Genomic DNA, 19,708 nt, shown 5'->3' with positions numbered 1-19,708 from the left:
AGTAATCGTATTAACCCTCTGGTCGAAAGCGGTCAGCAGACGCCAAACGCCCAGACTCGTTAGTTTCCGTTCTTTGAGTACTGTTCGACGGCGCGTTCGGGTTTCATTTGTCGGCTCATCGATTGCCTCTGAAGCGGACTCACGTCAGGAGGTGCTGCCGAGGATGGTCACGCTTCACCACTTCGTGCCGCACCGTCCTACGACCCATTGTGGGCTATAATCGCTGGACTGCGCGGGCGGGTGTATGTTCGAATCGGCCCACTGACCGTCTCACATCTCGCACGCTTAGCGAGCGAGACATCCGTGGAACTGAACGAGGTAGTCAACCTCAAAAACAAAAGAACCCGCCCGCCGACGCCTACGCGATTTCGTCGAGCGAGACGGCGCTGCCGCGGTCGACCGTAATCCACGACGTGGTCAACTCCTCGGATTTCGGGGAGAACACGGTCAGTTCGCTCGGGTTCTCCGGGTCGTCATAGATGCATTCGAGGTCGAACACGGGCGCATCCGCCAATTCGTCGGAACTGTGTGGTGCGGCCGTGCTCATCAGATGGAAACGTCCGCCTTGCAGCTCGCACACAGCGCGTCGCCGACCGCCTCCTTCGGGACCGAGGTCCCGCATCGAGGGCACCGCGAACGGGTGCGCGAGTACTCCGTGTACGGTGCAATCCGCGAATTCTCGGTGGATTCGCTCATACACAGCCCAATACGGCACAGGTACAAGAAGTTTTGGATATGGTGTGCTATTCCTCGAATGCGTACTCGAATGTAACGACAATACCGATATTAGGCCACACTACTCAACGTAACGAGTCAATAAACATCCGGTTCGGAAGTCGAACATTTCGTCTCCGGGGGATGCGGAGACAGCCAGCGATTCGACACCGTCCCGGTTTCGAAACGCTCAGTCGGCCGCGTCACTCAAACTGTCAGGACGTTCGAATAAACGAGAAGCTACCCCGTTAGCATTGGCGACAAACTCGATTTTCTGACAGTTAACGCGTAGCGTCTCGCGTGAAACATCGTGTTTGGTGAACTGTTGCAGAAAAATCGGTCGAGAGGCCACCAGTATCGGAATCAGAGACGGACTAACCGTCTACACCGTCAGGTAAGTTGACAGCCAACGCGCGAAACTATTGAAACTATCTCGTCAGCTTTTGCCGGCGGCGTCGGTAGATTGTCATCGCAGACACATGAGCACACGAACACGTATCGCCGGCGTCCTCGTCGTCGTCGCCCTCGTCGCGGCGGCGTCGGGGACCGGTCTGGCGGCGGTCGATACACAGCAGGCACAGGTACAAGAACAGACGCAGACACAGACGCAGACACAGTACTGCACGTATCCGAGCAACGGAACTTACGAGTCGTTCGGAGTGAGCAATCTCTCCGCGCCGTCCGGCGTCGAAGCCGGTGAGCCGGTGACGGTGTCGGCCGATATCACCAATCCGAACGACGTGCCGATGATTCAGTGCGTCGAGTTCCGGCTCGAAGGCGACGTGGTCGAACGGACCGGCTGGGCGCTGAACCCGAACGAGACCGAGACCATCGAGTTCGACGTCAACACGACGGACCTCGAAGACGGGACGTACATCCACGGGGTCGAGACGCGCGACTTCGGCGAGCTGGCGACGCTCACCGTGGGCGAACAGCCCGAGCCCGAACCCGAGGAGCCGACCGCGACGCTCCAGTTCGACGACCAGGAGTCCGACGGCACGAACGTGACCGTCGCGAACGCGAACCTCTCCGACGGCGGCTACATCGCCATNAGTTCGACGACCAGGAGTCCGACGGCACGAACGTGACCGTCGCGAACGCGAACCTCTCCGACGGCGGCTACATCGCCATCCTCGATGAGGACGGTTCCGTGGTCGGCGCGACCGACTACCTCGACTCCGGCCCGCAGGAGAACGTCACCGTGCCCCTCCTCGAACCGCTGAACGAGAGTGCCAACCTGACCGCGCAGGCACACCTCGACACCGACGACGACCAGACGCTCGACTTCCTCACCTCCAACGGGACCGAGGACGGTCCGTACACCATGAACGGCACGCCCGTCACCGACGACGCAGTCGTGACCGTCAGCGAGGAGCCGACGAACGGAACCGACGAGCCGACCGCGACGCTCCAGTTCGACGACCAGGAGTCCGACGGCACGAACGTGACCGTCGCGAACGCGAACCTCTCCGACGGCGGCTACATCGCCATNAGTTCGACGACCAGGAGTCCGACGGCACGAACGTGACCGTCGCGAACGCGAACCTCTCCGACGGCGGCTACATCGCCATCCTCGATGAGAACGGCTCGGTCGTCGGCGCGACCGACTACCTCGACTCCGGCCCACAGGAGAACGTCACCGTGCCGCTCCTCGAACCGCTGAGCGAGAACGAGAGCGTGAACCTCACGGCGCAGGCGCACCTCGACACCAACGACAACCAGACGCTCGACTTCCTCACCTCCAACGGAACTGAAGACGGCCCGTACACGGTCAACGGCACGCCCGTCACCGACGACGCAGTCGTGACCGTCGGTGAGGAACCGACGACGGAGGAACCAACGACCACTGACGAACCGGAGACGACGACCACTGACGAACCGGAGACGACGACCGCTGACGACGAAACGACAACCACTGACGAACCGGAGACAACAACCACTGACAACGAAACGACGACCACTGACGAACCGGAGACAACAACCACTGACGACGAAACCACGACCGCTGACGACGAAACGACAACCACTGACGACGACACGGAAACAGCACCGCCGACCGAGACACCCGTGCATAACGAAACGGAGAGCTGAACCGCCGACTACCGGCCGACTCGGACCCACCACCGGGTCGGCTCGGAGCTATCTTTTCGCGGCGAGCGCCGGCCCGACCGGCCCGACCGAAGTCAGCGACCGAGCGCCGCGAGCAGGCCGTCGGGAACGCTGAGGAACCCGAACCAGACCAACAGCACCACGAGCACGGTGTAGCCGACCGAGATGGCGAAATCTTTGGTGAACCGTCGGGCGGTGTACGGATGTGACTCGGCCGAGACTGCGTCGACCGCGCCCTTGTGAAGCAGGACGAACCCGATGACGTTCGTCAGCCAGTAGCCCGCGACGACGCCCGGAAGGAACCAGCTTCTGGAGATGAGGCTCACCGCGACGCCGAACGCGTAGGCCAGGGGGAGGTTGACCACGAGGTCGTTCCACCACGAAAGCGGAGATAGAACGAACCCGATAGCGGCCAGAATCCCGCCTTTCACGCGCCGCCGTTCCATCCGGATAGATGTGCGGCCAGCGGTAATAGTATTGTGAGCATATGCCACGCGCCGTCTCGGGCGCGGCGGGAGCCGCGAGCGTCAGTCCGCCGCGCTCGGGCCGCCGCCGGCGAGCGCCTCGACGAGCGTCGTGAGGTCGGGAACGGTGATGTCTGGCTCGGGGCCGAACGGTTCCCACGGCGACGCTTTCCGGTCGACCCAGACGCCCTGCATTCCGGCGTGTTGCGCCCCCATCACGTCGAACCAGCCGGCGGTCGCGTGGGCGATTTCGTCGATGGGCGTCCCGGTCCGGGCGGCCGCGTGGCGGTAGAGCTCCGCGTCGGGTTTGAACACTGCGACCTCGTCGGCGCTGACGACGCCGTCGAGGAGGTCGCGGATGTCGGCGTGGTCGACCATCGAATCGAGCATCTCGGGGTTCCCGTTGGAGACGACGTAGCAGTCGTAGCCGGCGTCGCGGAGGCGACCGACCGCGTCGCGCACGTCATCGAACACGTCGAGTTCGTGGTACACCGAGAGAATCTCGTCGCGCTCGCTCGCGGAGACCGACACGCCGTGGGCGTCCAGCGCGTACTGGAGCGCCGCGCGGTTGACTTCGTAGAAGGGTTCGTACTCGTCGACGTGGTTGCCGACGAACGTGTATTCGAGCGACCGCGACCGCCACAGCTTCGAGACGGGTTCGGGGTCCTCGACGCGCTCGGCGAGCGCTTTCTCGGCGGCGTCGACGTCCACGAGCGTGCTGTACGAGTCGAACGTGACCGTAGAGACGCGGTCGGGGTCGAACGACATACGCGACCCTACGGCGACACTGATGTTAACGATACGGCGGTCGCGCGGACGCGACGGAAAAAAGACCGAAGAATGGGTCGGCGCTCCTGACGAGCGCGACGGGCGGGTGGCGGCCGGCTCAGTCGCCTCCCTCCCCGTCCTCCCAGAGGGTCACGAGGATGACCACGTCCTGCATATCGAACGCGGGACTGTGCGTGTCGGTCGTTCCGAGTTCGAACAGGAAGATGGCCTGGTTGCTGTCGAGCTCCATCGTCTTCCCGTCGTCGCTGATGTAGGGTGCGACGAACTCGGCGGCGTCGTCCTGTCCGTTGTAGCCCCGTATCTTCGGGACCCGGTCGCCGTCGCGGAGGACCGCGACCTGTCGGTGGTCGACCGACGAGTCGGCGGTGACGTAGCCGTCGGTGGCGGCGATGATGGCGAGCGAGTCACCGGCGTCGCCGGCCACGCTGAACGAGTGCGACCGGCGGTCGTTCACGTTGTCCCAGTCCGCGGAGTGGTGCTGCTCGCCGTCGACGACGAAGGTGACGGAGACGGGCACGTCGTGCCACCCATCCGTGATAGCGCTGCCGAGCAGTTCGAACTCGCCCGTGAAGTCGTCCGACGGGACGACCTCGCCGTCGTCGATGTCGAAGTCGTCTTCGGGCTCCGGCGTCGGCGCGGTGGTGTTTCGGACCTCGTAGCTCTCGCCCGTCCCGCGGACTTCCAGCGGGAAGGTGACCGTCGCGCCGGGGCCGGACGCCCCGTCGAGGGTGACGGTGACGGTGTCGCCTTCGATTTCGGTCACGTCGTCGGGCGCGGTGTACGTGAAGCTCGCGCGGCCGGACTCGTCGGTGACGGCGGTCGCCCCGGCGGACGGGGCGACGGTGCCGCCGAGCGGGGTCGACGGGCTGACGGTCAGCGTCGCGCCCGCGGCGGGCGCGCCGTAGCGGTCGAACGCGCGGACAGTGAGCGTCTCGCGGCCGCCCGAGGGGACCGCGGCGTCCTCGCCTTCGACCGCGACCGCGTAGGCGGCGGGGTCGGGTTCGACGGCCTCGCCGACGCCGAGACGGGCGACGCGGAAGTCGTAGCGGACGCCCGCGTCGAGTTCGATAGTGACGACCGCGTGGTCGCCGCTGTCGGCGTAGGAGACGACCCGCGCGTGGGGTTCCTCGGCCATGAGCTCGACCCACGCGTCCTCCGAGAGGTAGGTCGGCACCGAGATGCGCACCGGGTCGGTGGCGCTGTACACCGGCAGCGACTCGGAGCGCACGGAGACGGGCGCGAGCGCCACGGTGTCGCCGGCGGTCGTGTGACCGTCGAGGTCGCCCTCGAAGAACACGAGCGTGACGGTCGTGCCGCGGACGAGCGACTGGCGGTGAACGACGGGGGTCCCGTCGGTTTCGAGGTACGAGACGCCGCTTTCGAGCACCATCCGCGCCTCGTCGCGCTCGGCGTAGTCGGCCTCGTAGACGATGGCTCCGGTCTCGTAGGTGCGGGTCGTGCCGTCCCAGAACACCGCTTCGGGACCGACCGCGGAGACGCCCGTGACCGTCACGGTGTCCGCGCCGTCGACCCGGAACGTCCCGACGCTGTCGGGCGGCGAGACCACGAGATACCGCTCGGGGTACGACACGTCCGAGTCGACCGCGACGCGGCTGCCGGCCTCGACGCCGGAGGCGCGGAACACCTGCGAGTCGAGCGACGCGAGGTCCGTCGAGACGCTGGCGCTGTGGTCGGCTTCGTCGCCGGCGGTCCAGACGGGGGTGCCCGCGAGTTGGACCACCGCGATGACCGACACGACCAGCCCGAACGCGAAGACCAGCCCGAGGATTTCCGAGACGCCGCGGGAGTCGAGAGAGAGGCGAGACACGGCTCAGACCTCCACTTCGGGCGCGTTCAGTTCTGGCGTGTCCTCGTCTTCGATGGAGGAGTCGGGCAGGTAGATGCGGACCGCCGCGGTGATGACCACGTCGTCCTCGGCGGAGATGGCGGCCTCGCGGCCGCTGACCATCCCGCCGTCGGAGGTTATCACCACGTCCGTCTTGGTCGAGGCGATGTTCGCGCCGACGACGAAGACGTTGCCCTCGGCGTCGACGGCGATGTCGCCGTCGCCGAGCATGACCACGCCGTTGAGATTGACCCCGCCGCGCGCGGAGGCGACGTCGAGCGCGCCGTTGTCCTTGACCCCCGAGAGGCCGGCCCCGGCGAGGTCGACGCCGTCCGCGCCGTCGATTCGGATGTCGCCCTTCCCGCTGATGTCGGCGCTCCGGGCGCTGACGAAGCCGTTCGTCGAGACGATGCGGAGGCTGTTGCTGTCCTGTGCGACCGTCACCCCGGCGTTGTCGAGGTCGATGTCGCCGCCGGCCTCGATGGAGAGGCTGGCTTTGCTTCCCTGCGTGACCGACGCGCCCGAGAGGTCGATTTCGTCGCCCGCGGTCACGGTGATGTCCTGGCCCGACACCGAGGTGACGCTCACGCCGACCGCGGCCAGCGAGCCGCTTCCGGCGTCGATGTCGACCCGGCTGTTCGAGCCGGTGGCGACGACGTCGACGTGGAGCGAGACGCCGTCGCCCGCGAGGGTGATGTCGCGGTCGGAGACGATGGTTCCGGTGCTCGGCGGGACGACGAGCCGGTCGGTTCCGGCGTCGTATTTCACGTCGCCGCCCGTGCCGGTGTCGTTGACGCGGTAGTCCGCGCCGTCGAACTCGCCGTTGCCGTCGACGTCGGCGTAGACGAAGCCGGGGTCGTCGACGGCGGCCACGAGCCCACGGAGCGGGTCGGTGACGCCGCCCTCCCGGAGCTGTACGTCGAAGGTCACGCGGTCGACGGTCGCGCCCGAGGCGTCCTCGACGACCACGTCGAACGCGTCGTTGACGACGCCGTCGACGCTTCCGGTCGCGGTGTAGACGAACGTCGCGCGGCCGTCCGAATCGGTGACGGTCGAGACGGTGCCGGTGTCACGTGCGACGATGCGCCCGCTCTCGGCGGTCAGGCCGGGGCTGGCCGTGACGACCGCGTTGGGGACGGGGTTGTTCTGCGCGTCGCGGACCTCGACGACGGCCCGGTGGCTCGCACCCGGCGGGACGACGGCGTCGTCGCCCTCGATGTCGACGATGTAGGCGGGTGCTTGGAGCGCGCCGGGGGTGTCGATGCCGACCCGCGAGAGCCGCAGGTCGTACGTCTTGCCGGGTTCGAGTTCGACCGTCAGCGTGTTGGAGTCGGGTCCGGTCGCGTACGAGATGGAACGGACGTTCGGCTCGTCCGCAAGCAGGTCGCGCCACGCGTCTTCGGAGAGCCGAGTGGGGACCGAGATGGTGATTGGCGCGCCCGCGTCGGTGACGGTGATGTAGTCGGTGCCGGCGCTCAGGGGGACGACGCCGAAGGTGGTCGCCTCGCTCGTCGCGGTGTCGATGTCGCCTTCGAGGAAGACGAGCGACACCTTGGTGCCGTCGACGAGCGACTGGGTCGCGCCGACCTCGCTGCCCGCGTAGGCGGTGTACTGTGCGGTCCCCTCGTGGACGAGCGACGGTTCGCTCTGGAGGTACCGGTAGTCGGGGCGGTAGACGAACTGCCGGGTGTCGAACGCGTGTTCGGAGCCGTCCCAGTAGGTTCCGGTCTCGCCGGTCGCGACCGCGCCGGAGATGCGGGCCGTCGCGGGGTCGGTCGTCCGGAGACTGCCGGAGCCGGCGGCGGGCGAGACGAACAGCGCGCGGGTCGGGTAGTCGACGCCGGCGTCGAGGGTCGCGCGGGTCTGCCGGCCGTCGACCGCCTTCGAGACGCTCTCGTCGAAGGCGGCGAAGTCGGTTTCGGCGGCCGTGAGGTGTTCGAACTCGGTCTGTTGGTTCCACGCGGGGACCGCGGAAACCTGCACCATCGCGACGAGCGAGACGACGAGCGCGAACGCGAGCATCGTGCCGAGGATGGCCGAGGCTCCGCGGCGGTCACCGCGGAGGTGCGAGCCGCGGCGGGCCGCGCCCGCGACGAACCCGCGCAGTGCGTGCCTGCGGGGCGATTCCGTGTGTTTGGGGGAAGTGTTGTGAGTCATGGCCTTACACCAGTGCGAAGGCGACGAGCGCCAGCGCGGACAGTCCGAGGGCGTACTTCAGCCCGCTGAGGGCGCTGTTGTCGGCCAGTTTGCCGGCGAGGAGCCCGCTGCCGACCGCCTGAATCAGCGCGGAGTGGAAGAACACCACGTGGAAGTTCGCCAGCGGCACCGACGAGATGCCGATGGGGAGCGACTGTCCGTTCGACGCCGTCGTGGGCACGGACATCTCGGCGAGGGGGCCGAGGTAGCTCGCGCCGAGCATCAGGATGACGAACAGGTAGACGAAGTACCCGATGACGACGATGGCGATGTACGAGCCCATCGCGCGACGGCGGGACTTCTCCAGTTTGTAGCGGTTGCGGGTGTCCTCCGCGGCGACGCTGAGGACGCGCGAGAGGTCGCCGCTGGTGCGGCCGCCGCTGGCGATGAGTCGGATGACCCGCGAGAGCTGCGGGACGTTGAGCCGGGTGGCGAACGCCATGAGCGCCGCGTGGGCGTCGTGGTTCCAGCGGATGTCGTTGCGGAGCGCGCGGAGTTCGTCCGCGAGCGCGCCGGTCGACCAGCGGGAGACGAGCGCGAGCGACTCGACCAGCGAGATACCCATCTGGTTGGCGCTCGACAGCAGGTTCAGCGTGTCGGGGAAGCGCCGTTCGAGCGTGCGCTCGCGGCGGGTCCGCAGCTCGTGGAACACCGTCAGCGGGACCGCCACGATGGCGAACGGGAGGACGACGTACCAGACCGTCGTGTTGTACGGGTTCGCGAGCATGGCGTCGAGGGTCGGCGTCGCGAGGCCGAGCGCGTAGACGGCGACGACCGACAGGAGCGCGAGGGGAACCGTGGCGACCGCCGAGAGGTACGGCTGGCGGCGCATGATGTCCAGCGGGTCGCCGATGAGCGTCCGAAGCTCGTACACCGCGTTTTCGAGGCGGTAGTCGTCGAGTCGCTCGTCGACGAAGCCGCCGTCGGAGGCGATGTCGTCGCTCCCCCAGCGGGCTTCGCGGGCGCGCTGGATTTCGCGGCGCATCGCGCCGAGGAAGTCGACCGCGACCGTCCGAATCTCTTCGAGGACGGTCACGTCGTGTTTCGTCCGGACCGTGTCCTGCGTGTACGGCGAGGAGAGCACGTCCACGAGGAGCAGGAACAGCCCCATCCCCAGCGGGAAGATGAGGTAGTTCAGCGCGTACAGTTGGACGAGCGTGTCGCCGCCGAGGAAGCTGATGACCATCAGGGTGACGATGAGTAGCAGCGGCGCGGCGACGAACGCGGCGACGAACACCTCGGAGAGCATCGACAGCGTCTCGATGAAGTCCTCCTGTTCGTCGCGGGCCTCTTCGAGGTACGTCGCGGACTCGCGGTCGAGGAAGGCGGTCACGTCGCCGCCGGAGTCGAGGACCGAAAGCAGGTCGTCGAGGAACTGCTCGAAGTTAATCGAGGGCGTCAGGTTCCGCGAGTTGCGGAGCGCCGTGAACAGGTCGTTACCGAACAGGTCCATGTCGCGGGCGATCATCTCGAACTCGCGGGACACCTCGCCGTAGTCGGGCGCGTCGGCGACGGAGCGGATGACTTCGAGGAAGCTCATCCCGCCGTGGCTGAGCGCGTACATGTAGACGATGGCGTGCGGGAGCAGGATGTCGATGCTGCGGCCGCGCATCTCGGCGCGGCTCTTGGGGAGGTAGTACCGGGCGTAGTAGGTCCCGGCGGCCGCTACCCCGCCGACGAGGGCGACCAGGGCCGCGCCGAGGATGGGCACCTTGTAGGGGGCAAGCGGGGCGACGTACCCCGCCGCGACGCCGAGGCTCACGGGGCTCGACGCGTTCGCCAGCACGCCCGTGCGCGCGAGGACGAACGTGAGCGCGAGGCCGACGAGCGAGCCGAACGCCGCGGTGACGAGCGCCAGCTTCATCGACTGGGTGAGATACAGGTCGTAGGTCGTGCCCACGCGGGTCTGGTTCAGCCAGCGCTGGAGGTCGCGGTGGCCCGCCGGGTGGCGCTTGAAGTACGTGCGGACGTAGCCGTAGCGCTGGCGGAGTCGCTCGACCTCCTCGGGCGACTCGTCGAAGTGTTCGCGCGGGAAGTACTGCTCGACCTCGTAGTCGGGCAGGGGAACCGACGCCGACGAGTCAGCGGCCATCGGTGGCCTCCCGGTCGTCGTCGGTCGCGGTCTCGTCGTCTGCGCCGGCGTCGTCGGGCGACGCGTCCGAGGCGTCCGAAGCATCCGATGCGTCCGAAGCGTCATCGGCCGGCGCGGGGCCGGCTGCCGCGATTTCGTCGAACTCGACGGCGTCCGCGACGACAGCGGAATCGGCTTCCGCGTCGTCTGCGCCGGCGTCGGCGTCGTCACCGACGACTTCCCAGTCGGTCCCGACATCGTCGGGGTCATCGGATTCGTCGGCGGCGTCAGCCACCTCATCGTCGTCGGCATCGTCGTCCGCGCCGTCGTCCAACTCGATATCGAACAGGTCCGCGAGCAGGCGTTCGGTCTCGGGCGAGACCTCGATTTCGTCGTCGAAGTCGTCGGCCGCGGCGTCGTTTCCGTCGGCTGCGGCCGCGTCATCGGCGTCGCTCTCGTCGGCCTCGTCGACGGAGACCAGCGAGGTCTCGGCGTAGACGTGCGCGAGGAGGCCTTCGCGGTCGCGCTCGAAGCGGCGAATCACCGCCGAGACGGTCCGGTAGTCGTCGACGCCCGAGGCGGCGATGTACCGGAGCACGTCGGCGCGAACGTCGAGTTCGTGTCTGAGATCGGCCTTCGTCCAGCCGCGCTCGGCGGCGATTTCGTCGAGGACGACCGAGTCGCCGACGCGCTCGTGAGCGTCGTTCTCGGGGTTGCGCTTGAACACGTCGCGGAGTTCGACCTCGCCGTCGTCGTCGACGCCGGCGATTTCGGTGACGGCGATGTTCCGGCGGGTCCGGTCGCCGTCGAGGTGAATCTGCTTTTGGACCGAGATGATGTCGAGGTCAGAGAGCATCTGGGCGGGCACGCCGAGGGGCTCGTTGCGCATGCGGTGGACCACGCCCTCCGAGGAGTCGGCGTGGAACGTCGTGTACGCGGTGTGGCCCGTGGCGATGGAGTGGAAGAACGTCAGTGCGACGCGTTCTTCCGTGCGAATCTCACCGACCAGCAGGTACTCGGGGCGCTGTCGGAGCGCGGCCTGGAGGAGCGCGTACATCGACACCTCGCCGCGGCCGTCGGCCGTGAACGTGTCGCGGGTGACGGACTGAATCCAGTTGTCGTGCGGGAGGGTGATTTCGCGCGTGTCCTCGATGGAGACGACCTTCGCGTGGCCGGGGACGAAGAAGGACACCGCGTTCATCGAGGTGGTCTTCCCGGAGCCCGTGCCGCCCGCGAAGATGAGCGAGCGGTTGTTCTCGATGGCGAGCCAGAAGTACGCCATCTGCTCGACGCTGAAGGTGTTCCAGCGCACGAGGTCGACCGGCGACAGCGGCACGTCCGAGAACTTCCGGATGGTGAAGTTCGACCCGCGGGTGGCCACGTCGGAGCCGAGGGTCAACTGGACGCGGGAGCCGTCCGGGAGGCTCGCGTCCACGAGCGGGTCGGAGACGGTCACTTGCTTGCCCGCACGTTGCGCGAGGCGGATTGTGAACGACGAGAGGTCGCCGTCGTCGAAGACGACGTTCGTCGGCACGTCCCGGTAGACGCTGTGGAAGACGTAGACGGGCACGTCGTCGCCGTCACAGGAGATGTCTTCGATGCCGGGGTCGCGCATCACGGGGTCGATGCGGCCGAAGTGGATGAAGTCGCGCAGCAGGAAGTAAAACAGCTTCCAGAGCGACCCGTCTTCGACCGTCGCGGCGTGTTCGGAGATGATGTCGCGGGCCTCGTCGTCGAACACGTCCTCGCGGTCGCCGTCGGCGTCGAGGTCGCGGTACAAGAGGCTGTTGCGCAGAATCTTCGTCAGGTCGTCGCGCACGAAGTCCTCGAAGTCGTCGAGGCGCGGCTCGCTCACGTGGTACCGGTGTTCGCGCTTCTCGTGGTCGTACAGGATGGAGACGAACGCGAAGGGCTTGTTCACCCAGTAGTGTTCGACGGTCTCGACGCCGTCGAGGAACGAGAAGTCGAAGAACTGGTCTTCGATGAACGCATCGGAGGGAGCCGGCGCGAACGCCGTCTCGTCGTCGACTTCAGCGAAGAACGCCTTCACTTCGCGGAGGACGGCCTCCCGGAGCGTCTCCGGGCGGTCGTCGTCCGCGCCGTCGTCGGCGACGGGGTCGGCGGGGCCGTATTCGATGCGGTCCGACGCGGGGACCGGGAGTTCACTCGCGCGGGCGGCCATCGCCTCCGGCCCGGTCGTGGGGACCAGTTCGGCGGTGCCGGCACCGTCTGCTCGGAACGATTCTTCGCCATCGAGGCGGTCAGTTTGGGAGTTCTTGTCAGGAGACGCCATTCTCTGGAAATACTGAACGGTAGGAACGGCTGTAAGTATGGAGCGACTAGATATCCGAATTCGGCCGGTTAGGCCGGGGCTACCGCTGAATTCGGGGAACTAACTGGTTCGCTTTCGGCGGGGGCGAGACCGGCTGTCGCCCCCGAGATGACCCGACAACGGCTGGCAATCGAATGACAGTACTGCCCCTCGCGGCCGACAGCACCGGCCGACGCGTCGGCAAGAAACGGTGATATCATCGAAATAGGAGTGTTACCAATGGTCATAGGCCGTCTGCCGTCGGAATTCGCTCCTTCAGCCCCGTCGTGGCCTTGCGATTTCGGTCCTTCCTAGCGGATGGAAACGGGACGAACCTTCAAGAGACGAGGCGTTGTATGTAAGGATGTATTATGGATATTGCTGATATCGCCACTCCTGATTTCATCGAGGTCGACGTTAACGAGCGATTAGGCAAAGTCCGCTCCATCTTCGAGCGGGAAAACCCTAAGGGAATCATCGTTCAGGACGACGGCGAGTACGCGGGCGTCATCGGTGAGAAGCAGCTCATCAACTCGCACGTCGAAGACAACACCAAAGCGGCCGCGCTGACGAAGGCCGTCCCCAAGATAGACCGCCACGAGAACGTGCGCGAGGTCGCGCGGATGCTCGTCGAGGGCGACACGAAGGTCGCACCGGTCTACGAGGGCGAAAAACAGTACGGCATCATCACGCAGGACGCCATCCTCGAAGCCGTCCTCGACAATCTCGACGCGCTGACCGTCGAGCAGATTTACACCGACGACGTGGTCACCGTCGGCGAGCGCGACCACCTCGGGCAGGCCATCAACCGTCTCCGCGAACACGGCGTCTCGCGGCTGCCGGTCGTCAACGACGAGGGCCGCCTCGAAGGTATTCTGACCACCTACGACCTCGTCGAGTTCATGGTGCGCGACGAGGGTCGGCAGGGCAAGCAGGACCGCCGCGGCGACACCGACCGGATGCTCGACCTCCCGGTCTACGACCTGATGACCAGTCCGGCGCGCACGGCGACGCCCGAAGAGAGCGTCCGCGACGCGGTCGCGCGCATGCTGGAACACGACATCGCCGGGCTGGTCGTCACGCCCGCCGACGACGACGGCGCGGTGCTCGGCGTCGTGACCAAGACCGACGTGCTCCGCGCGCTCACCTACACCGAAGAAGAGCAGATGGACGTGCAGGTCACGAACATCGGCCTCATCGAGACGCTGAGCCGCGCCGACATCAACTCGGCTATCACCGAGGTCGCGGACAAGTACCAGCGGATGAGCGTGCTCCACGCCCACGTCCGCTTCCACGAGCACAAAGAGAAGCTCCGCGGCACGCCGCTCATCCAGTGCCAGATTCGGCTCCGCACGAGCCACGGCCAACTGGCGGGCAGCGGCGAGGGCTACGGCGCGGAACACGCGTTCCACGTCGCGCTCGACAAGCTCGAACGCAACGTGCTCGAAGTCAAGGGCTTCGAGGCCGACGAGCGCTACCGCGGCCAGCTGCTCCGCAAGCTCAACGAGCTGTAAGTCGCAGCCTCGCCGGCGCTCACCGGGGCGCCCGAACGGGAACGGAAACGAGAACGGGAACGGAAATCGGAGACAGGAGCGGGAGTCGGCCGGGTCATCTCCCCGGCCGCGTCGACCCCTTTTCTACACGTCAGTCGCGGAGAGCCCGCGGTCGGTTATCTTGAACGTCGCCGTCTCGCCGGCGGGTTTCGCGCGGTGCTTTTCGAGCGTCGCCCGGCGGTTGCCGCCGCGGAAGCGGTCGAGGCGGACGACGGTCCCGGTCCAGTGTTCGAGGGTGTGGCCGCCGAGCGCGCGCGTCCGGTCGGAGTCGGGGTCGGCGTACACCTGGTTCGTCAGGACGACCGCGAGGTCGTGTTTGCGCGCGAGCGACAGCAGGTGGGTGACCTGCCGGGCGACCCGGCGCAGCGCCTCGCCGCCGTCGCCCTCGGCGGTCCGTTCGAGCCGGTAGAAGCCGGTCGCGGAGTCGAGGACGATGAGGTCGGCGCTGGCGGCGAACTCCTCGGCGTCGCGGACGGCCTGCGCTTGGTCCTCGAAGTCGTACGCCTCGCTTATCATCAGCCGCGAGGTCACAGACTCCACGTCCTCGGGGGCGACCGCCTCCGCGAGCTGTTGGAAGCGGTCGACCGACAGACCCTCGGTGTCGATGTAGACGACGGTGCCGCCCGCGGCGGCGACCCGGACCGCCGCCGAGAGCGCGACGTTGGTCTTGCCGGCCGCGGAGGGACCGTACACCTGCGTGACGGTGCCGCGTTCGAACCCGCCGTCGAGGAGGTCGTCGAGCGCGTCACAGCCGGTGGAGACTGACTCTGTCACGTCAGGAGGTGAGTGCCACCGGCCGAAAAAGACCCCGGTCCACCCCGGTCGTCGCCGGGCCGCCGCCGGCGCGCTCCGGCATCGCGCGGTCACCGAGCCGACGCCGGCTCCCGACCGCCGCGAGCGCCTCGCGCACAACGCTTTATTCGTCGCCGTCGCCAAGAGGCTCCCGTGATAGTCGTCGCCACCGCGGACTTCGACCTCTACCACGAGGCCGTGTCCGAACTCCGGAGCCGAGGTGTCACGTTTACGACCGTCGAGCCGGGCGACTCGCTTCCCGAGCGGGCGCGCGTCCTCCTCACCGGCCCGGACGACGACCTCGACGGCACGGGCTCCGACGGAACCGTGACTCGCGTGACCGCCACGGGCGACGACGTGCGTCGGGCCGTCGACGAGGCGCTCGCGAGCCTTCGCGGCGACGGCGGACAGACCGTCGTCGGCGTCGACCCCGGAACGAGGCCGGGAATCGCGGTCCTCTCGGGCGAGACGGTCGTCGCCGCGTTCCACGTCCCGCTTGCGGACGCCGTCGAGGTCATCCGAGAGGAGACCGACGACGCGGTCGACCCCGTGGTTCGCATCGGCGACGGCGCGCGCTTACAGGGCGCGAAGCTCATCAACGAACTCGACGGCGTCGCGGTCGAACTCGTCGACGAGACCGGGACGACGCCGTACCTCGGCAGCGGCGCGCGCGGCATGGGCGACGTGCTCGCCGCGGTGAACATCGCCCGCCGGGACGGCGAGCGCATCGAGTCCCGCGAGATAGAGCCGACCGAGGGCGAACTGACGCGCATCAAGGCGCGCTCCCGGGAGGCATCCGAAGACAACCGCACCATCGACGAGGACCTCGCGCGGCGCGTCGCCGGCGGCGAACTGAGCATCGACGAGGCGCTGGACGAACACCGCTCGCGCGAGGAGTGAGGCGGTTAGGAACCGAATAATCGGTCCCAGTTCCGTGTCCGTGGCTCACTCGCCGGCGTCTGACGCCACCGCGTCGACGGCGCGGCGCATGATTTCACGGACGGGAACCCCGGTCTCGTTCGCCACCGCGAGCGCGTCGTCGTACTCGGCGCTTCGGTCGTAGACGACGCCGTCGGCGTCGCTGGCGACCTTCACGCTCACTTCGTAGTCGTCGCCGTCGATGTCGAGCGTCGCCGTCTCGAACTCGCGGCGGGCGGTCCAGCGGTGGCCCGCGCCGTGCTCGCGGATGCCGAGCGTGCCGGTCTCGACCGCGAGGCGGTAAGCGACGCGCTCGGCGTCTTCCGGCTTGACGACGACCTTGACGAGGTGGCCGGGGCGGGACTTCTTCATCGTCGTCGGGACGACGGTCACGTCGCGCGCGCCGGCGTCTTTCAGGGTCGCTTGGAGGCTGCCGAGGACTTCGGGCGGCGCGTCGTCGAGGTTCGTTTCGAGGACGGTAATCTCGTCGCGGACGAGCCGCGAGCCGCCGTCGCCGACGACCGCCCGCAGGACGTTCGGGTGGTCGGGGAACTCCCAACCGCCGGCCCCGTAGCCGGACGACTCGACCGACATCGACGGGAGCGTCTCGACGCCCTCGGCGAGGTGCGCGAGGATGGCCGCGCCCGTGGGAGTGAGCAGTTCGGCCTCGACGGGGCCGCCGCGGACCGACCAGTCAGCCGCCGCGGTGATGTTGAGCACGGCGGGCGCGGGGACCGGGTAGGTTCCGTGGCTCATCTCGGCCTCGCCGCCGCCGACGGCGACCGGGCCGGTGACGACGCGGTCCACGTCGAGGTCGTCGAGGAGGAGACAGACCCCGACCACGTCGGCGATGGCGTCGTCCGCGCCGACCTCGTGGAAGTGCGTCGCGTCGAGGTCCGTGCCGTGGACCTCGGCCTCGGCCTCGCCGAGCACGCGGAAAATGGCCGTCGCGTCCGCGACGACGCCCGACGGGAGGCTCATCGACTCGACGAGGTCGACGACCTCGGGGTAGGTCCGGTGCGGACCGTGACCCTCGGCGTGGGTGTGGTCGTCGTGGGAGTGCGAGTGACCGTGGTCGTGGCCGTGCGAATGTTCGTGGCTGTCGTCGCCGTCGTGGTGAATCTGCTCCTCGTCGTGAGCGTGGTCGTGGTGGTGGTACTGGTGCTGATGGCTGTGTTCGGCGTCGTCGGAGTCTGCTCCGTCGTCGCCGTCGGCGCGCAGGCGACGGTGGTCGTCGCCGTGACCCTCGCCGCGGGGGTCGCCGCCGTCGGCCTCCGCGAGGAGCACGTCCACCTTGGTCGCGAGGATGCCGTTTTTGTCGACCTCGTGGACGCGGTAGGTCACGTCGAGGGCGTCTTCGACGGGCGAGAGGACCGACGGGTCAGCGCCGGCGGCGACGAGCGCGCCGAGGAGCATATCGCCGCTGGCACCCATCCGGCCGTCGAACGCGAGGAGTCGCATGCGTAAACCGTGGTGTTCGAGCGTAAAAACGCCAGCCATCGACGCGCCGTTCCCTGTCCAGTCGGCAGGGATTAGTAGCCGCCCGCCCTACGGTGTGCTAGGCTGTAACCACGAGAGGACGGTGCCTCGGGCCGACCGGGGAAGGACTTATCCGATGGCCTCTCACAGGTATCAGCATCCCCGCGAGGTAATCATGAACGAAGTCCAACTCGAAGTGGCGAAAGCGTACCCGAACGACTCGGGGCGCGGTATCGCCCGTCTTGATCCGGACACCTTGCTCCATCTCAAGCTCTCGCCGGGAGACATCATCGAGATCGAGGGAGGAAAAACGACCGCCGCGAAGGTGTGGCGGGCAGACCGGCAGGACTGGAACACGGATACGGTCCGAATCGACGGGTTCACGCGGCAGAACGCCGACGTGGGCATCGGAGAGCGGGTCACCATCCGCAAAGCAGAGGCCACGAAGGCCGACAAACTCGTGCTTGCGCCGCCGGAGGAGGCGAGCGTGCAGTTCGGGTCCGACGCGGCCGGCATGGTCAAACGGCAGATTCTCAAACGGCCCGTGGTCGAACGCGACATCGTCCCGGTGATGTCGAGTACGAACCATCCGTTTATGCGGTCGCCCGGACAGGCGATTCCGCTCATCGCCGTCGAGACGAAGCCCGAGGGCGTCGTCCTCGTCACCGAGGACACCGACGTGGAACTCCGCGAGGAGCCAATCTCGGGCTTCGAAAAGGCCGGCGGCGGCATCACCTACGAGGACATCGGCGGCCTGACCAACGAGATTCAGCGCGTCCGCGAGATGGTCGAACTGCCGATGAAGCACCCCCAGATATTCAAGAAGCTGGGCATCGAGCCCCCGCAGGGGGTGTTGCTCCACGGGCCGCCGGGCACCGGGAAGACGCTGCTCGCCCGCGCGGTCGCCAACGAGACCTCGGCGAGTTTCTTCTCTATCGCAGGGCCGGAAATCATCTCGAAGTACTACGGCGAGTCCGAACAACAGCTCCGCGAGATATTCGAGGACGCCAAAGAGGAGTCCCCGAGCATCATCTTCATCGACGAACTCGACTCCATCGCGCCCAAGCGCGAGGACGTGACCGGCGAGGTCGAACGCCGGGTCGTCGCCCAGCTCTTGACGATGATGGACGGGCTGGAAGCCCGCGGTCAGGTCATCGTCATCGCGGCGACGAACCGCGTCGATTCGGTGGACCCCGCGCTCCGCCGGCCCGGTCGGTTCGACCGCGAAATCGAAATCGGCGTGCCGGACGAGGAGGGCCGCAAGGAAATCCTCCAGATTCACACCCGCGGGATGCCGCTTTCGGACGACGTGGACCTCGACGACCTCGCTGACGACACCCACGGCTTCGTCGGCGCGGACATCGAGGCGCTGACCAAGGAGGCCGCGATGAAGGCGCTGCGGCGCTACCTCCCCGAAATCGACCTCGACAGGGAGGACATCCCGCCGAGCCTCATCGACCGCATGGTCGTCAAGAACGACGACTTCGGCGGCGCGCTCGGCGAGGTCGAACCCTCGGCGATGCGCGAGGTGCTCGTCGAGATTCCGAAGGTGACGTGGAACGACGTGGGCGGGCTCGAAGGGCCCAAACAGAAGGTCCAAGAGAGCGTCGAGTGGCCGCTGACGACCCCCGAGAAGTTCCAGCGGATGGGCATCGAGGCTCCGAAGGGCGTGCTCCTCTACGGGCCGCCCGGGACGGGGAAGACGCTCATTGCGAAGGCCGTCGCCAACGAGACGAACGCGAACTTCATCTCGGTGCGCGGCCCGCAGCTGCTGTCGAAGTGGGTCGGTGAGTCGGAGAAGGCGATTCGGCAGACGTTCCGCAAGGCGCGGCAGGTCTCCCCGACCATCATCTTCTTCGACGAGTTGGACGCGCTCGCCCCCGCCCGCGGCAACGACATGGGCAACAACGTCTCCGAGCGCGTCGTCAACCAGCTCCTGACGGAGTTAGACGGCCTCGAAGACGCGGGCAACGTCATGGTCATCGCGGCGACCAACCGCCCGGACATGATAGACCCCGCGCTCATCCGCTCGGGCCGGTTCGACCGCCTCGTACTCATCGGCCAGCCCGAAGAGGAGGGCCGCGAGCAGATTCTCGACATCCACACGCAGCAGAGCCCGCTCGCGCCGGACGTGAGCCTCCGCGAAATCGCGGAGATAACCGACGGCTACGTCGGCTCCGACCTCGAATCCATCTGCCGCGAGGCGGCCATCGAGGCGCTCCGCGAGGACTCCGACGCCGAAGAGATAGAGATGCGCCACTTCCGCAAGGCGATGGAGTCGGTCCGCCCGACCATCACCGAGGAACTGATGCGCTACTACGAGGACATCCAAGACCAGTTCAAAGGCGGCTCCCGCGAGGGGCTGTCGCCCGACACCCGCGACGGCGGCCGAATCGGCTTCCAGTAAGTCGGGCGGCGGTCGACGGGGCCGTTTTTTCTTTGTTTCCAGTCCGCAAAAACAGGGAG

General features: G+C 67.3%; 15 protein-coding genes. 5 read left to right on the top strand and 10 right to left on the bottom strand.

Going from position 1 to position 19,708, the window contains the following annotated elements; genetic code table 11:
- Positions 1–358 precede the first annotated feature (358 nt).
- Positions 359–547: a hypothetical protein gene (locus C458_RS10555; RefSeq protein WP_049896763.1), complete on the bottom strand. Its 189-nt coding sequence runs from the start codon at positions 545–547 to the stop codon at positions 359–361.
- The gene (locus C458_RS18470) at positions 547–696 is read right to left on the bottom strand and encodes a hypothetical protein (protein WP_192815237.1); all 150 of its coding nucleotides are present in this window, start codon (positions 694–696) and stop codon (positions 547–549) included. Before C458_RS18470 ends, C458_RS10555 begins: the two co-directional genes overlap by 1 nt.
- Positions 697–1,193: 497 nt before the next feature.
- Between C458_RS18470 and C458_RS18940 the strand changes: the two genes are divergently transcribed.
- Both C458_RS18940 and C458_RS17890 read left to right on the top strand, forming a co-directional pair.
- Entirely contained in the window at positions 1,194–1,802 is a 609-nt protein-coding gene (locus tag C458_RS18940; RefSeq protein WP_008575570.1) for a hypothetical protein, read from the top strand.
- Between the two features lie 436 nt (positions 1,803–2,238).
- On the top strand, positions 2,239–2,805 hold the full coding sequence (locus tag C458_RS17890; RefSeq protein ID WP_008575566.1) for a hypothetical protein: 567 nt from the start codon (positions 2,239–2,241) through the stop codon (positions 2,803–2,805).
- A gap of 92 nt (positions 2,806–2,897) precedes the next feature.
- On the opposite strand, the gene C458_RS10545 is transcribed toward C458_RS17890, so the two are convergent.
- The 6 genes from C458_RS10545 to C458_RS10520 form a co-directional block, all read right to left on the bottom strand.
- Positions 2,898–3,269: a hypothetical protein gene (locus tag C458_RS10545; RefSeq protein ID WP_008575563.1), complete on the bottom strand. Its 372-nt coding sequence runs from the start codon at positions 3,267–3,269 to the stop codon at positions 2,898–2,900.
- 81 nt (positions 3,270–3,350) lie between these two features.
- The gene (locus C458_RS10540; RefSeq protein ID WP_008575561.1) at positions 3,351–4,055 is read right to left on the bottom strand and encodes a haloacid dehalogenase type II; all 705 of its coding nucleotides are present in this window, start codon (positions 4,053–4,055) and stop codon (positions 3,351–3,353) included.
- Between the two features lie 118 nt (positions 4,056–4,173).
- Positions 4,174–5,904 carry an Ig-like domain-containing protein gene (locus C458_RS10535; protein WP_008575560.1) on the bottom strand — a complete coding sequence of 577 codons (1,731 nt, stop codon included), beginning with the start codon at positions 5,902–5,904 and terminating at the stop codon, positions 4,174–4,176.
- Between the two features lie 3 nt (positions 5,905–5,907).
- Positions 5,908–8,079: a hypothetical protein gene (locus C458_RS10530; protein ID WP_008575557.1), complete on the bottom strand. Its 2,172-nt coding sequence runs from the start codon at positions 8,077–8,079 to the stop codon at positions 5,908–5,910.
- A 4-nt stretch (positions 8,080–8,083) separates the two neighbouring features.
- Positions 8,084–10,210 carry a type II secretion system F family protein gene (locus C458_RS10525; protein WP_008575555.1) on the bottom strand — a complete coding sequence of 709 codons (2,127 nt, stop codon included), beginning with the start codon at positions 10,208–10,210 and terminating at the stop codon, positions 8,084–8,086.
- The gene (locus C458_RS10520; RefSeq protein ID WP_008575553.1) at positions 10,200–12,482 is read right to left on the bottom strand and encodes a type II/IV secretion system ATPase subunit; all 2,283 of its coding nucleotides are present in this window, start codon (positions 12,480–12,482) and stop codon (positions 10,200–10,202) included. Before C458_RS10520 ends, C458_RS10525 begins: the two co-directional genes overlap by 11 nt.
- A gap of 389 nt (positions 12,483–12,871) precedes the next feature.
- On the opposite strand from C458_RS10520, the gene C458_RS10515 reads away from it, so the two are divergent.
- Positions 12,872–14,014, top strand: coding sequence for a CBS domain-containing protein (locus tag C458_RS10515; protein WP_008575551.1), 1,143 nt, complete (start codon positions 12,872–12,874; stop codon positions 14,012–14,014).
- Positions 14,015–14,137: 123 nt separating this feature from the next.
- Here the strand turns inward: C458_RS10515 and radB are convergent, their stop codons facing one another.
- The gene (gene radB, locus C458_RS10510; RefSeq protein ID WP_008575550.1) at positions 14,138–14,827 is read right to left on the bottom strand and encodes a DNA repair and recombination protein RadB; all 690 of its coding nucleotides are present in this window, start codon (positions 14,825–14,827) and stop codon (positions 14,138–14,140) included.
- 171 nt (positions 14,828–14,998) lie between these two features.
- Between radB and C458_RS10505 the strand changes: the two genes are divergently transcribed.
- Positions 14,999–15,745, top strand: a complete 747-nt coding sequence (locus tag C458_RS10505) for a hypothetical protein (RefSeq protein WP_008575548.1) — start codon at positions 14,999–15,001, stop codon at positions 15,743–15,745.
- 45 nt (positions 15,746–15,790) lie between these two features.
- Here the strand turns inward: C458_RS10505 and larC are convergent, their stop codons facing one another.
- Positions 15,791–17,224, bottom strand: coding sequence for a nickel pincer cofactor biosynthesis protein LarC (gene larC / locus C458_RS10500; RefSeq protein WP_008575547.1), 1,434 nt, complete (start codon positions 17,222–17,224; stop codon positions 15,791–15,793).
- A 193-nt stretch (positions 17,225–17,417) separates the two neighbouring features.
- On the opposite strand from larC, the gene C458_RS10495 reads away from it, so the two are divergent.
- Complete coding sequence (locus C458_RS10495; RefSeq protein WP_004042269.1) at positions 17,418–19,649, top strand: CDC48 family AAA ATPase; 2,232 nt, start codon at positions 17,418–17,420, stop codon at positions 19,647–19,649.
- Positions 19,650–19,708: the final 59 nt, after the last annotated feature.

This window comes from Haloferax sp. ATCC BAA-644, from assembly GCF_000336975.1.
Classification (GTDB): Archaea; Halobacteriota; Halobacteria; order Halobacteriales; family Haloferacaceae; genus Haloferax; species Haloferax volcanii.
Note: the sequence above shows the minus strand (reverse complement) of the source record. Positions and strands in the feature narration are given on the sequence as shown.

What these genes read in the sequence shown, in the direction of transcription:
- C458_RS10555 (WP_049896763.1), bottom strand. Translation starts at nt 547, where the DNA reads ATGAGCACGGCCGCACCACACAGTTCCGACGAATTGGCGGATGCGCCC.
- C458_RS18470 (WP_192815237.1), bottom strand. Translation starts at nt 696, where the DNA reads ATGAGCGAATCCACCGAGAATTCGCGGATTGCACCGTACACGGAGTAC.
- C458_RS10545 (WP_008575563.1), bottom strand. Translation starts at nt 3,269, where the DNA reads ATGGAACGGCGGCGCGTGAAAGGCGGGATTCTGGCCGCTATCGGGTTC.
- C458_RS10540 (WP_008575561.1), bottom strand. Translation starts at nt 4,055, where the DNA reads ATGTCGTTCGACCCCGACCGCGTCTCTACGGTCACGTTCGACTCGTAC.
- C458_RS10530 (WP_008575557.1), bottom strand. Translation starts at nt 8,079, where the DNA reads ATGACTCACAACACTTCCCCCAAACACACGGAATCGCCCCGCAGGCAC.
- C458_RS10525 (WP_008575555.1), bottom strand. Translation starts at nt 10,210, where the DNA reads ATGGCCGCTGACTCGTCGGCGTCGGTTCCCCTGCCCGACTACGAGGTC.
- C458_RS10520 (WP_008575553.1), bottom strand. Translation starts at nt 12,482, where the DNA reads ATGGCGTCTCCTGACAAGAACTCCCAAACTGACCGCCTCGATGGCGAA.
- C458_RS10515 (WP_008575551.1), top strand. Translation starts at nt 12,872, where the DNA reads ATGGATATTGCTGATATCGCCACTCCTGATTTCATCGAGGTCGACGTT.
- larC (WP_008575547.1), bottom strand. Translation starts at nt 17,224, where the DNA reads ATGCGACTCCTCGCGTTCGACGGCCGGATGGGTGCCAGCGGCGATATG.
- C458_RS10495 (WP_004042269.1), top strand. Translation starts at nt 17,418, where the DNA reads ATGAACGAAGTCCAACTCGAAGTGGCGAAAGCGTACCCGAACGACTCG.